The sequence below is a fragment of the Rhizobacter sp. P2_D12 genome (assembly GCF_056404395.1).
The window spans coordinates 52,793-64,521 of record NZ_JBFUEB010000008.1; the positions used below are offsets into that span (position 1 = coordinate 52,793).

Sequence of the window (11,729 nt, forward strand, 5' to 3'; positions counted from 1 at the left end):
CAGAACACAAAGCTCCCAGGAAGAGAAAAGCCCATGTCCAAGCCCTCCACCCCGTCGACAGCGCTGTCGGTGCTGCCCGTCATCATGGCCGGCGGCAGCGGCACGCGGCTGTGGCCGCTGTCGCGCGCCGGATTCCCGAAGCAGTTCCTCGTGCTGTCGGGCGACCAGAGCCTGTTCCAGCAGGCGGTGCAGCGCCTGGCGGGCCTGGGCAGCACCGACATCGCGGTGCAGGCGCCGCTGATCATCGGCAACGAGGAACACCGCTTCCTGGTGCTCGACCAGCTGCGCGACCAGCGCATCGAGCCGGCCGCCGTGGTGCTGGAGCCGCAGGGCCGCAACACCGCGCCGGCCCTCACGCTGGCCGCGCTCGCCGCGGTCGAGGGTGGCCAGGACCCGATCCTCGTCGTGACGCCGGCCGACCAGACCGTCACCGACGGCGCCGCCTTCACCGCCGCGCTGCAGCAGGCCGTGCGCGGCGCCGCCGACGGCGCGATCGTGATCCTCGGCATCACGCCCGACCGTCCCGAGACCGGCTACGGCTACATCCGCGGCACGCCCGACGGCAAGGTCGCCCAGTTCGTCGAGAAGCCCGACCTCGCCACCGCCGAGCACTACCTGCGCGAAGGCCAGTACCTGTGGAACAGCGGCATGTTCGTGCTGAAGGCCTCGGTGTGGCTGGCCGCGCTGGAAGCCTTCCGCCCCGACATCGCGGCGGCCACCGCCAGCGCCTGGAAAGCCCGCAGCAGCGACGCGAAGTTCGTGCGCCCCGGCAAGGCGGAATTCGCCGCGGTGCCGTCCGAATCGGTCGACTACGCAGTGATGGAACGCTGCCCCGGCAGCCGCTTCGACATCCGCATGGTCGCGCTCGACGCCGGCTGGAACGACCTCGGCGCCTGGGACGCGGTGTGGCAGGTGGCCGGCAAGGACGCGCGCGGCAATGCGAGCGTCGGCGACGTGCTGCTGCACGACAGCGACAACACGCTGGTGCATGCGACCAGCCGGCTCGTCAGCGTCGTCGGCCTCGCCGACGTGGTGGTGGTCGAGACCGCCGACGCGGTGATGGTGAGCGACCGCTCGCGCAGCCAGGAGGTCAAGCAGATCGTCGGCGAACTCGGCGCGCGCGGGCGCGGCGAGCACACGCTGCACCGCAAGGTGCACCGGCCCTGGGGCTGGTACGACAGCATCGACTCCGGCGCGCGCTTCCAGGTCAAGCGCATCATGGTCAACCCCGGCGCGTCGCTCAGCCTGCAGATGCATCACCACCGCGCCGAGCACTGGATCGTCGTCTGCGGCACCGCCGAGATCACCAACGGCGACAAGGTGATGATCCTCAGCGAAAATCAGAGCACCTACATCCCCCTCGGCCAGACGCACCGGCTGGCCAATCCCGGCAAGGTGCCGCTGGAAATCATCGAAGTGCAATCGGGCTCGTACCTCGGCGAAGACGACATCGTCCGCTTCGAGGACACCTACGGCCGAACCCAATGACAGGACTCGTTTCATGACCATTCTCGTGACCGGCGGCGCCGGCTTCATCGGCAGCAACTTCGTGCTGGACTGGCTCGCGCAGAGCGACGAAACCGTCGTCAACCTCGACGCACTCACCTACGCCGGCAACCTCGAGAACCTGGCCTCGCTGGCCGGCGATGCGCGCCACGTGTTCGTCAAGGCCGACATCTGCGACCGCCCCGCCGTCGACGCGGTGCTGGCGCGGCACCGGCCGCGCGCCATCGTGCACTTCGCGGCCGAGAGCCACGTCGACCGCAGCATCCACGGCCCGGGGGCCTTCATGCGCACCAACATCGACGGCACCTTTGCACTGCTCGAGGCCGCGCGCGGCCTGTGGGGCACGCTCGAGGGCGATGCGAAGGCGGCGTTCCGCTTCCACCACGTCAGCACCGACGAGGTCTACGGCTCGCTGTCGGCCACCGACCCGGCCTTCGCCGAGACCGACGCCTACGAACCCAACAGCCCCTACTCGGCCAGCAAGGCCGCCAGCGACCACCTGGTGCGCGCCTGGCACCACACCTACGGGCTGCCGGTGGTCACCACCAACTGCAGCAACAACTACGGGCCCTATCACTTCCCCGAGAAGCTGATCCCGCTGATGATCGTCAACGCGCTCGCCGGCAAGGCGCTGCCGATCTACGGCGACGGCCAGAACGTGCGCGACTGGCTGTACGTGCGCGACCACGCGAGCGCGATCCGCGCGGTGCTGGCCGGCGGACGCGTCGGCGAGACCTACAACATCGGCGGCTGGAACGAGAAGACCAACCTCGAGATCGTGCACACGATCTGCGCGCTGCTCGACGAGCTGCGTCCCGATGCGGCCGGCTCGTACAAGCGCCTGATCACCTACGTGAAGGACCGCCCGGGCCACGACCGCCGCTATGCGATCGATGCGCGCAAGATCGAGCGCGAGCTCGGCTGGCGGCCGGCCGAGACCTTCGAGACCGGCATCCGCAAGACGGTGCAGTGGTACCTCGACAACGCCGGCTGGGTCGCCAACGTGCAGAGCGGCGGCTACCGCGAGTGGGTCGCGAAGAACTACGGCGAGGCGGCCGCGGCATGAAGATCCTGTTGCTGGGCAAAGGCGGCCAGGTCGGCTGGGAACTGCAGCGTGCGCTGGCGCCGCTGGGCGAGCTGACCGCACTCGACTTCGATACGCCGGGTCCGTTGAAGGCCGATTTCTCGAAGCCCGACACGCTGGCGGCCACGGTGCGTGCGGTGAACCCGGACGTGATCGTCAATGCCGCGGCGCACACCGCGGTCGACAAGGCCGAGGGCGAGCCGGCACTGGCGCGCGCGATCAACGCCACCGGCCCCGGCGTGCTGGCGCGCGAGGCGGCGGCGCTGGGCGCATGGCTGGTCCACTACAGCACCGACTACGTGTTCGACGGCAGCGGCACGCAGCCGCGCACCGAGGATGCCCCGACCGGGCCGCTGAGCGTCTACGGCCAGACCAAGCTCGAGGCCGAGGAACTGATCCGCGACAGCGGCTGCCGGCACCTGATCCTGCGCACCAGCTGGGTCTATGCGGCGCGCGGCGGCAACTTCGCGCGCACCATGCTGCGCCTGGCCGGCGAGCGCGAGCGCCTGACGGTGATCGACGACCAGGTCGGCGCGCCGACCGGTGCCGACCTGCTGGCCGACGTCAGCGTGCATGCGCTGCGCGCGGCGATGGCCGACCCGAAGCTTGCCGGCACCTACCACGCGGTGGCCGCCGGCGAGACCAGCTGGCACGGCTATGCCCGCTTCGTGATCGAGTGGGCGCGTGCGCGCGGCCAGGCGATCAAGGTGGCGCCCGACGCGATCGAGGCGGTGCCGACCACCGCCTTCCCGACGCCGGCGAAGCGGCCGCTCAATTCACGGCTGTCGTGCGACAAGCTGAACCAGGCCTTCGGGCTGCGCATGCCGCCCTGGCAGTCGGGCGTCGAGCGCATGCTCACCGAGATCCTGGCCTGACCACCAGAACCATCGTTTGGGAGACCCCATGAACCGCAAAGGCATCATCCTCGCCGGAGGGTCCGGAACCCGGCTGCACCCGGTGACGCTCGCCCTCAGCAAGCAACTGATCCCGGTGTACGACAAGCCGATGATCTACTACCCGCTCAGCGCCCTGCTGCTGGCCGGCATCCGCGAGATCCTGATCATCAGCACGCCGCAGGACACGCCGCGCTTCCAGCAGTTGCTGGGCGACGGCCGGCAGTGGGGCCTGGAGCTCAGCTATGCGGTGCAGCCGAGCCCGGACGGCCTGGCGCAGGCCTTCCTGATCGGCGAGGAGTTCCTCGCCGGCGCACCGAGCGCGCTGGTGCTGGGCGACAACATCTTCTACGGCCACGACCTGGGCACGCGGCTGTCCGACGCGGCCACGCGCACGAGCGGCGCGACGGTGTTCGCCTACCCGGTGACCGACCCCGAGCGCTATGGCGTGGTCGAGTTCAACGACAAGGCGCAGGCCGTCAGCCTCGAAGAGAAGCCGAAGCAGCCGAAGAGCCGCTATGCGGTGACCGGGCTGTACTTCTACGACGACAAGGTCGTGCCGTATGCGAAGAGCCTGAAGCCCAGCCCGCGCGGCGAGCTGGAGATCACCGACCTGAACCGGCTGTACCTGGAGGCCGGCACGCTCGAAGTGCAGATCTTCGGCCGCGGCGATGCCTGGCTGGACACCGGCACGCACGATTCGCTGCTGGAGGCCAGCGCCTTCATCCACACGCTCGAGAAGCGCCAGGGCTTGAAGGCCTGCTGCCCGGAGGAGATCTGCTGGCGCAAGGGCTGGATCACCTCGGCCCAGCTGGAAGCGCTGGCCAAGCCGCTCGCCAAGAGCGGCTACGGCCAGTACCTGTTGCAACTGATGCACGACAAGGTGTTCTGATGAAGGTCACGCAGACAGCGATTGCGGATGTGCTGGCCTTCGAGCCGAAGGTGTTCGGCGATGCGCGCGGCTTCTTCATGGAGAGCTTCAACGGCCGGGTGTTCGCCGAGGCGGTCGGGCGCGAATACGACTTCGTGCAGGACAACCATTCGCGCTCGGCGCGTGGCGTGCTGCGCGGGCTGCATTTCCAGTACGCGCCGCATGCGCAGGGCAAGCTGGTGCGGGTGACCAGCGGCGCGGTGTTCGACGTCGCGGTCGACATCCGCCGTTCGAGCCCGACCTTCGGCCGCTGGGTCGGCATGGAGCTGAGCGCCGAGAACAACCGGCAGCTGTGGATTCCGCCGGGGCTGGCGCATGGTTTCCTGGTGCTGACCGAGACGGCCGACTTCCTCTACAAGACCACCGACTACTACGCGCCGCAGGCCGAGGGCTGCGTGCGCTGGGACGATCCGGATCTCGCGATCGCGTGGCCCGACGTCGGCGTGGTGCCGCAGCTGTCGGCCAAGGACGCCGCGGCGCCGGGGCTGGCGCAGGCGAGGCTCGAATGACCAAGGCGATGATCCTGGCGGCCGGCCAGGGCACGCGCGTGCGTCCGCTGACGCGCGACCTGCCCAAGCCGATGGTGCCCATCCTCGGCAAGCCGGTGATGGAGTACCTGATCGAGCACCTGGCGCGCTACGGCGTGCGCGAGATCATGGTCAACGTCGCGTTCAACCACCACAAGATCGAGAGCCATTTCGGCGACGGCCATCGCTGGGGTGTCGAGATCGGCTACTCGTACGAGGGTGCGCGCGAGCATGGCGAGATCGTGCCGAAGCCGAGGGGGTCGGCCGGCGGCATGAAGAAGATCCAGGATTTCTCCGGCTTCTTCGACGAGACGACCGTGGTGCTGTGCGGCGATGCGCTGATCGACCTGGACTTCGGCGCGGCGCTGTTCGAGCACCGCAGCAAGGGGGCGCTGGCGAGCGTGGTGACGCTGGACGTGCCGCGCAGCGAGGTGCAGAGCTATGGCATCGTGCGGGCCGACAAGGACGGCCGCGTGCTGTCGTTCCAGGAGAAGCCGAAGCCGGAAGAGGCGCTGAGCACGCTGGCCTCGACCGGCATCTACATCTTCGAGCCGGCGGTGCTGGACCTGGTGCCGAGCGACACGGTGTTCGACATCGGCAGCCAGTTGTTCCCGCTGATGGTGGAGCGCCAGCTGCCGTTCTATGCGCAGAGCCGCTTCTTCAACTGGATCGACATCGGACGCGTCAGCGACTACTGGAGCGTGCTGCAGCGCGTGCTGCGCGGCGAGGTGGCGCAGATGGACATGCCGGGCCGCGAGGTGCGGCCGGGGGTGTGGGTGGGGCTGAACACGCGGGTGCCGTGGGACGAGGTGACGATCAACGGGCCGGTGTACATCGGCTCGGGGGTCGAGATCGAGCCCGGCGTGACGATCCAGGGCCCGACCTGGATCGGCACGGGCAGCCACCTGCGGCGCGGCTCGACGCTGCGGCAGAGCGTGCTGTTCGAGTACACCCGCATCGGGGCGGGCCAGTCCTTCCAGGACATGATCGTCGCGCCGCTGTACTGCGTGGACCGCAAGGGCAAGACGTTCTATCAGGGGGACGAGGAGTGCACGCTGCGTTGGAGTGACGCGCGGGCCTGACGCTGCTGCTGCATCGGCTTTGCCGAACCAGCGGCTTGGCGCGAACAACCCGGATTCGTAGCCCGGATGCCAATCCGGCAATCGTCTCTCACTTCGTTGAGACGAAGCGCAGCGAGCCAGTTGGAAAAGAAGGCCCAAGAACAACAAAGCCCCGCGGCGTAGATACCACGGGGCTTTGTCAATCAGTCGCCACTGCACAAGCGCAGCGAAGTGCCCCTCAAGCCACGCCCGCGGAACCGGCTTTGCCGGACCGCCGGGTGGCGCCCCTTGGGGGCAGGAGCGAAGCGACTGGGGGGCCGTCAGCCTTTCAGTCTTGCGGACGACGGCGACGCGACACGAACACGATCGCGCCCAGGCCGGCCAGCAGCATCGCGTACGTCGCCGGTTCCGGAACGGCCGTGACGGTGATGTTCTGCAGTGCGAGGCTGAACTTCTGCGGATACACACCCAGCAGCGCGAAGATCAGGAAGCTGTCGCCACCCGCCTTCGTCACGAACGAATAGGTGTTCCAGCCCGACGTTTTCGTCGAGTCGGACAACTGGTCGAACGTGCCGGGACCCTTGGCGCTGTCGAACAGGAAGGCGAAGTCCAGCGTGCGGTCGAAAAGACCACCGGACGCCTTCGTCGCTGCATATTCGAAGCTCACGTTGTAGAGACCGGGAGCCAGGTCATCAAACACTTCGTAGCAGAAGCTTTGACCCAGCTTGCTCTTCAACGGATCGTCGCAGCTTTCGCTGGATGCGAAAGCCGAGCCCGTCGCGAATGTCATCGCGGTGAGGGCCAGGGTTACAAGGAACTTCTTCATCGATTACCTCCTGGTGATTAGGTGCTTTCCCGTATGCAATATGCACGCCACTTTCGGCCGGAATCCCCTGGTTCAGGGGGTTGAACCGGCCTTCACTGGGTGCCAACGGTGCTAGGCAGCCAGCGTGCCGGCCCGCGGCTGCCCAAATCGCCGGCCGAGGCAGAAAAAGCTGGCTAATTTGCTGCAGCAACTACCAGCCGGCAGCCAAAGCTTGCCGATTTCTCCCCTGTATCTCTTCGTTACGGCCTGCAAGAGGCTGCAAACTGTCTTCAAGTCGACATATCAGCATGGTCCATGCCTGGGCGACGCTCACCCGCTTGGTGCAATGCAGCATGGAAATTGGGCACCGTGAAACCGTCACGGTTTATCCGACAGATCTGCCGGATTCAGCGCATGCTGAACTGGCCCGAGCAGTTGCCGGTGGTGGCCCGGTAGGGGTACGTGATGGTGAGGTTGTCGCCCACCACGCGCCGGCGCTCGTGGCCGATGTTGCAGGCCAGCTGCAGCGCGCGGATCGGCTGCCACGCGAGGCCGAAACCCACCGTGGTGGTGGCGTCCTCGCCCTCGGACGGCGTGTTGACGCCATTGACGATGAACGCGTTGTCGAGCTTGCGCCGCGTGTAGCCGACGCGCGCCGTCGCCTGGATCTTCGCGGTCGCGTCCCAGCGTGCATTCAGTTGCACGCCCTGGCTGATGCGGGTGTCGCTCGAGTCGATGTCGTTCAGCGCCGTGCCGTAGGTGCTGCTGCCCACGCTGCTGTCGCGCGACAGCAGCGTCTCGAAGCTCAGCTTGCCGGTGGCCTGCCAGTTCCAGCCCAGCGCGCCGGTCCAGGAGCTGTYGTCGCGCTGCGCCTGCACCGAGTGGTTCTCGCGCGTCACGCTGACGCGCGCGTTGACCGTGCTGAGGCCGTTCGGCTTCGCGACCATGCTCAGGTCGACGTCGTTGCGGCGGAACACGTCCGGCTCGACGCCGAAGTTCGGGAAACGGCCCTCGGTATGGCGCCCGCCCAGGCGCACGCTCAGCGCATCGCTGTCGGCCCAGCGCACGCCGGCGTTGACCGTCTGCTGGCGCACGTCGCGGTTGCTGAACTGCTCGGCCGAATAGCGGCTCTGGTTGCCGGCCCAGCCGCCATCCAGCGTCCATGCGGTGACCACGCCGACACGCACCTGCAGGCCGGCGCCGGTGGTGCGCAGCTGGTTCTTGCCGGTGAAGCGCGACTGGCTGTCCAGGTCGTAGCGGTACAGGCTGTTGCGCTGCTCGGCCGTCAGTTCGCCCGACACGCGCTCGACGGTCGACCAGTCGAGCCGCGCCGACAGCCGGTGGTCGGTGTTGTTGAGCTGGGTGTTGTTCTTGTAGCGGTTGATGTTGGCATCGAGCCCGGCGCTGAAGCGCTGGCGGCCGAACGGCTGGTCGATCGCGGCGCGCAGGCCGGTCGACGAGATGATGTCGCGCGGCCTGTACGCCGAGCCGTCCGGCACCCGGAACAGGTTGGTGTCGGCGGCGAAGCTCTGGCTGACGCCCAACGTGTAAGGGTCGGATTCATCGCCGGCAAGAGCGGACGTGGCCCCGCCGGCAAGAGCCATTGCCACCAGAGAGGAAAGAGCGTTACTGCGATTCATCGTCATCAATAGGCGTTGCGGTCGAAGAGAACCAGGCGCACCGTGCGCACGATGATCTTCAGGTCGAGGCCGATCGACCAGTTGCGCAGGTATTCCAGGTCGTACTCGACCCGCGCGGCCATCTTGTCCAGCGTGTCGGTCTCGCCGCGGAAGCCGTTCACCTGCGCCCAGCCGGTGATGCCCGGGCGCACCTTGTGGCGCACCATGTAGGCTTGGATCATCTTGCGGTACTGCTCGTTGTGGGCCACCGCGTGCGGGCGCGGCCCGACGATGCTCATGCGGCCCTGCAGCACGTTGATCAGCTGCGGCAACTCATCGAGCGAGGTCTTGCGGATGAAGGCGCCGAACGGCGTGATGCGCGCATCGCCGCGCGTCGCCTGCTTCACCACCGCCCCGTTGTCCTGCGTGGTCATCGAGCGGAACTTGTAGACCTCGATCTCCTCGCCATCGAGCCCGTTGCGCTTCTGGCGGAAGATCACCGGCCCCGGCGAGCTGAGCTTCACGCCGACCGCCAGTGCCAGCATCACCGGCGAGATCAGCAGCAGGATCAGCGAGGCCAGCACGATGTCGCTGAAACGCTTGACCAGGTCGTTGGTGCCGGTGAACGGCGACTCGAGCAGGCTCACCACCGGCACGCCGGCCATGTCCTGCAACCGACCCTGGATCACGCTGACGCCGAACACGTCGGGCGCGTAGTAGACCGAGGCCGTGGTGTCCTGCAGCGAGGCCAGCAGGTTGACGATGCGCGGCTGCGAGGTCAGCGGCAGCGTGATGTAGACGTCGCGCACGTTGTGCCGGCGCACCCAGTCCGCCAGGTCCTCGAAGCGGCCCCTGACGTGGTCGCGCGCCTCGGGGTGCAGGCGATCGGGCGAGCGGTCCTCGAAGAAGCCGACGAAGTCCTGCCCGAACGAGCGCCGCGCCTTCAGCGATTCGAGCACCTTGGCCCCCAGCGGGCCTGCACCCACCACCACCGCCGGGCGCCGGAACTCGGGGCGCAGGGCCAGGCGACGCAGCCATTCCTTGCCCAGCCGCACGGCAATCCATTGCACGATGGGGGTCAGCCCGGCCCACCACAGCAGCACCGACCACTCGAAGAACTTCAGGCTGTCGGTGGCGTAGCCGCACAGCAGCAGGATGCCCAGCAACGCGATCCACGCGCTGAGGATGTCGATGCCGGCATTCAGAGTGCGGTCCTTGAAGCGGTTGACACCCGGGAAGCTGAGCACCAGCACCAGCATGCAAAGCGTCAGCGCCGGCCGCTCGATCGGCTCGTTGAAGAAATCGCTGACCGCCAGGTAGCACAGCACGGTCAGCAGCGGTTCCAGCACCGCCGCGATGAAGGAGGTGACGGACGGTGGCGCACCGAGGAACAACTGCCTATGGCTGCGTTCTTCGAACATGGGAGTAGACCGTTGAAAGTTTCACCGAATCTCCCACGCACGAGGCGTGCCAGCACGCGCCAGGCGTGTAACTGAATTTCTCCCTCGGCGCCAGAGGGCGAACGCGAGGCCGAAGATCGCCCGGATCGGTAGATTCGACAGGCTTTTATCCGACGCAAGTCCGGTTCTTACCGGTTCGCTTGGCCTCGTAGAGCGCCTCGTCGGCCCGCTCGAGCGCAGCCTCGATGGGCTCGCCCTCGCGGTAGGCGGTGACGCCGGCCGAGAAGGTGACGAACACCTGGCGCTGCTCGTGCATGAACAGGCCGCCCGACAGCGAGCGCTGCAAACGCGTCAGGATCTGCTCGCCTTCCTGCACCGGGGTGTCGGGCAGCAGCACGACGAACTCCTCGCCGCCGTAGCGCGCCACCAGGTCGGTGGGCCGCAAGGCCTTGCTGACCACCTCGGCCAGCGTCTTCAGCGCAACGTCGCCGGCGGTGTGGCCCAGCTCGTCGTTCAGGCGCTTGAAGTTGTCGACGTCCAGCAGCCCGATGGCCAGCTCGGTCTGGCTGCGCTCCAGGCGCGCGCGCTCGGCCTCGAAGGCCTGCATCAGGCCGCGCCGGTTGGCGATCTGCGTCAGCTGGTCGGTCGACACCTCTTCGGACAGGCGGCGCAGCTCACCCTCGAGCTCGGCGACGCGCTCGGACAGGCCGACCGCCTTCGCGTGCTCGGATTCGAGGCGGCCCTGGGCCTGGCTGACCAGCGATTGCACGGTGCGGCTTTCCTCGACCATCTCGCGCACGACGCCGGCCAGGCTCTCCAGCGAATCGGCCTTCTCGATGGTGTCGGCATAGCGGCCGACGCTTTCGTGGAAGCGCCCGGTGTGCTGGCCCAGTTCGCCCAGCTCGCTGAGCATGCGGTTGATCAGCAGCTTCAGCGCGTCGCGCGCCCGGGCCCGGTCGCCGCGCAGCTGCTGCTGGCGCTCGCGGGTCTGCTCCAGCAGCTCGCTGACCGAGCGCACGCCGCGCGCGGTGAGGCCGCCGTCGATCTGCAGCTTCATCGCATCGACCTGGCCGCGCGCCCAGCTGTCGTCCTCGGCCAGCTCGGCCAGGCTCGCGGTGAGCTCCTGGCACAGGCCGCCCAGCTGGTCGACGAAATGGTTGCGGTGCTGCAGCATGCGGCGCGCACGATCGCACAGCTGCTCGAACTCCTCGGCCTGTGGCGGCGTCGGGCCGGGTTCTTCCAGGCGGGCCAGCAGCTCGGCCAGCTGGCGCGCCAGCTCGGCGCTCGGCGCCGGGGCCGGCGGCAGCGCCAGCTGCACGGTGCCGCTCAGGCCGTCCGCCACGCGCCGCCACGCGGGGAAGGCGCTGTCCGACGGCGCCGCAGCGGCGGCCGGCGCTGGTGCGGCGACCGGCGGCAAGGCGTCCAGCGGCGCCGGATGCGTCAGGCTGTCGTCGGCCTCGACGTTGTCGTCCAGCGTGTCGCTTTCCCAGCTGCCGACCAGCTGCCCGAGGCGCTGCTGCAGGCGGTTGACGTCGCTGCGGCTGCCGGACAGCACGCGCTGCAGGCTTTCCTTCTTGCGCGCCGCCGTCCAGTTGCGCCCGCCCCGCTCGAGGCCGCGCGCGATGCGCTCGATCAGCCCGGCGAGCGCTCCCGCCTGGGCCGCGCTGTCCGGCGCCGTGGGCTCGGCCGGTGGCCTGGCCGCCACTGCCGGCGGCCCGCCCGCCTCTTGCTGGTAGGCCTTGGCATAGTTCTCGGGGGTCGGCTCCAGCCTGTCCATCACCAGCCGGCGCAATGCGGCCTTGGCCAGCAGGGCAGGCGTCTGCGCCTGGGGTTTCGTGTCCATCGGATCCGTAAGAATTGAATGACCAGGGCTTCGACAAGCTCAGCCCGAACGGGATGAGAA

Annotated in this window: 10 protein-coding genes; 6 read left to right on the top strand and 4 right to left on the bottom strand. The window is 68.2% G+C overall.

The window, feature by feature from the left end:
- Nucleotides 1-33 precede the first annotated feature (33 nt).
- From AC1DYN_RS04190 to AC1DYN_RS04215, 6 genes are read left to right on the top strand one after another with little or no spacing between them, the layout of a single operon-like run.
- Nucleotides 34-1,488 (top strand): mannose-1-phosphate guanylyltransferase/mannose-6-phosphate isomerase, encoded by a 1,455-nt coding sequence (locus tag AC1DYN_RS04190; protein WP_477957849.1) that lies wholly within the window; start codon nt 34-36, stop codon nt 1,486-1,488.
- A gap of 13 nt (nt 1,489-1,501) precedes the next feature.
- Nucleotides 1,502-2,572 carry a dTDP-glucose 4,6-dehydratase gene (rfbB, locus tag AC1DYN_RS04195; RefSeq protein ID WP_477957850.1) on the top strand — a complete coding sequence of 357 codons (1,071 nt, stop codon included), beginning with the start codon at nt 1,502-1,504 and terminating at the stop codon, nt 2,570-2,572.
- Complete coding sequence (gene rfbD / locus AC1DYN_RS04200; RefSeq protein WP_477957851.1) at nt 2,569-3,465, top strand: dTDP-4-dehydrorhamnose reductase; 897 nt, start codon at nt 2,569-2,571, stop codon at nt 3,463-3,465. Before rfbB ends, rfbD begins: the two co-directional genes overlap by 4 nt.
- 28 nt (nt 3,466-3,493) lie before the next feature.
- Nucleotides 3,494-4,375, top strand: coding sequence for a glucose-1-phosphate thymidylyltransferase RfbA (gene rfbA / locus AC1DYN_RS04205; protein ID WP_477957852.1), 882 nt, complete (start codon nt 3,494-3,496; stop codon nt 4,373-4,375).
- Nucleotides 4,375-4,923 carry a dTDP-4-dehydrorhamnose 3,5-epimerase gene (gene rfbC / locus AC1DYN_RS04210; protein WP_477957853.1) on the top strand — a complete coding sequence of 183 codons (549 nt, stop codon included), beginning with the start codon at nt 4,375-4,377 and terminating at the stop codon, nt 4,921-4,923. The genes rfbA and rfbC overlap by 1 nt, the downstream gene beginning before the upstream one ends.
- Nucleotides 4,924-4,931: 8 nt before the next feature.
- Nucleotides 4,932-6,023 (top strand): nucleotidyltransferase family protein, encoded by a 1,092-nt coding sequence (locus AC1DYN_RS04215; protein WP_477957885.1) that lies wholly within the window; start codon nt 4,932-4,934, stop codon nt 6,021-6,023.
- Between the two features lie 307 nt (nt 6,024-6,330).
- Here the strand turns inward: AC1DYN_RS04215 and AC1DYN_RS04220 are convergent, their stop codons facing one another.
- The 4 genes from AC1DYN_RS04220 to AC1DYN_RS04235 form a co-directional block, all read right to left on the bottom strand.
- Complete coding sequence (locus AC1DYN_RS04220; protein ID WP_477957854.1) at nt 6,331-6,828, bottom strand: PEP-CTERM sorting domain-containing protein; 498 nt, start codon at nt 6,826-6,828, stop codon at nt 6,331-6,333.
- 386 nt (nt 6,829-7,214) lie between these two features.
- Nucleotides 7,215-8,351: a porin family protein gene (locus AC1DYN_RS04225; RefSeq protein ID WP_477957855.1), complete on the bottom strand. Its 1,137-nt coding sequence runs from the start codon at nt 8,349-8,351 to the stop codon at nt 7,215-7,217.
- Between the two features lie 101 nt (nt 8,352-8,452).
- Nucleotides 8,453-9,847: an undecaprenyl-phosphate glucose phosphotransferase gene (locus AC1DYN_RS04230; RefSeq protein ID WP_477957856.1), complete on the bottom strand. Its 1,395-nt coding sequence runs from the start codon at nt 9,845-9,847 to the stop codon at nt 8,453-8,455.
- 145 nt (nt 9,848-9,992) lie between these two features.
- Nucleotides 9,993-11,669, bottom strand: a complete 1,677-nt coding sequence (locus AC1DYN_RS04235) for a GGDEF domain-containing protein (protein WP_477957857.1) — start codon at nt 11,667-11,669, stop codon at nt 9,993-9,995.
- Between the last annotated feature and the right edge of the window lie 60 nt (nt 11,670-11,729).

Bases quoted from the DNA above. Each gene is read 5' to 3' on its own strand.
- rfbC (WP_477957853.1), top strand. From the start codon at position 4,375: ATGAAGGTCACGCAGACAGCGATTGCGGATGTGCTGGCCTTCGAGCCG.
- AC1DYN_RS04230 (WP_477957856.1), bottom strand. From the start codon at position 9,847: ATGTTCGAAGAACGCAGCCATAGGCAGTTGTTCCTCGGTGCGCCACCG.
- rfbA (WP_477957852.1), top strand. From the start codon at position 3,494: ATGAACCGCAAAGGCATCATCCTCGCCGGAGGGTCCGGAACCCGGCTG.
- AC1DYN_RS04190 (WP_477957849.1), top strand. From the start codon at position 34: ATGTCCAAGCCCTCCACCCCGTCGACAGCGCTGTCGGTGCTGCCCGTC.
- AC1DYN_RS04215 (WP_477957885.1), top strand. From the start codon at position 4,932: ATGATCCTGGCGGCCGGCCAGGGCACGCGCGTGCGTCCGCTGACGCGC.
- AC1DYN_RS04220 (WP_477957854.1), bottom strand. From the start codon at position 6,828: ATGAAGAAGTTCCTTGTAACCCTGGCCCTCACCGCGATGACATTCGCG.
- AC1DYN_RS04235 (WP_477957857.1), bottom strand. From the start codon at position 11,669: ATGGACACGAAACCCCAGGCGCAGACGCCTGCCCTGCTGGCCAAGGCC.
- rfbB (WP_477957850.1), top strand. From the start codon at position 1,502: ATGACCATTCTCGTGACCGGCGGCGCCGGCTTCATCGGCAGCAACTTC.
- rfbD (WP_477957851.1), top strand. From the start codon at position 2,569: ATGAAGATCCTGTTGCTGGGCAAAGGCGGCCAGGTCGGCTGGGAACTG.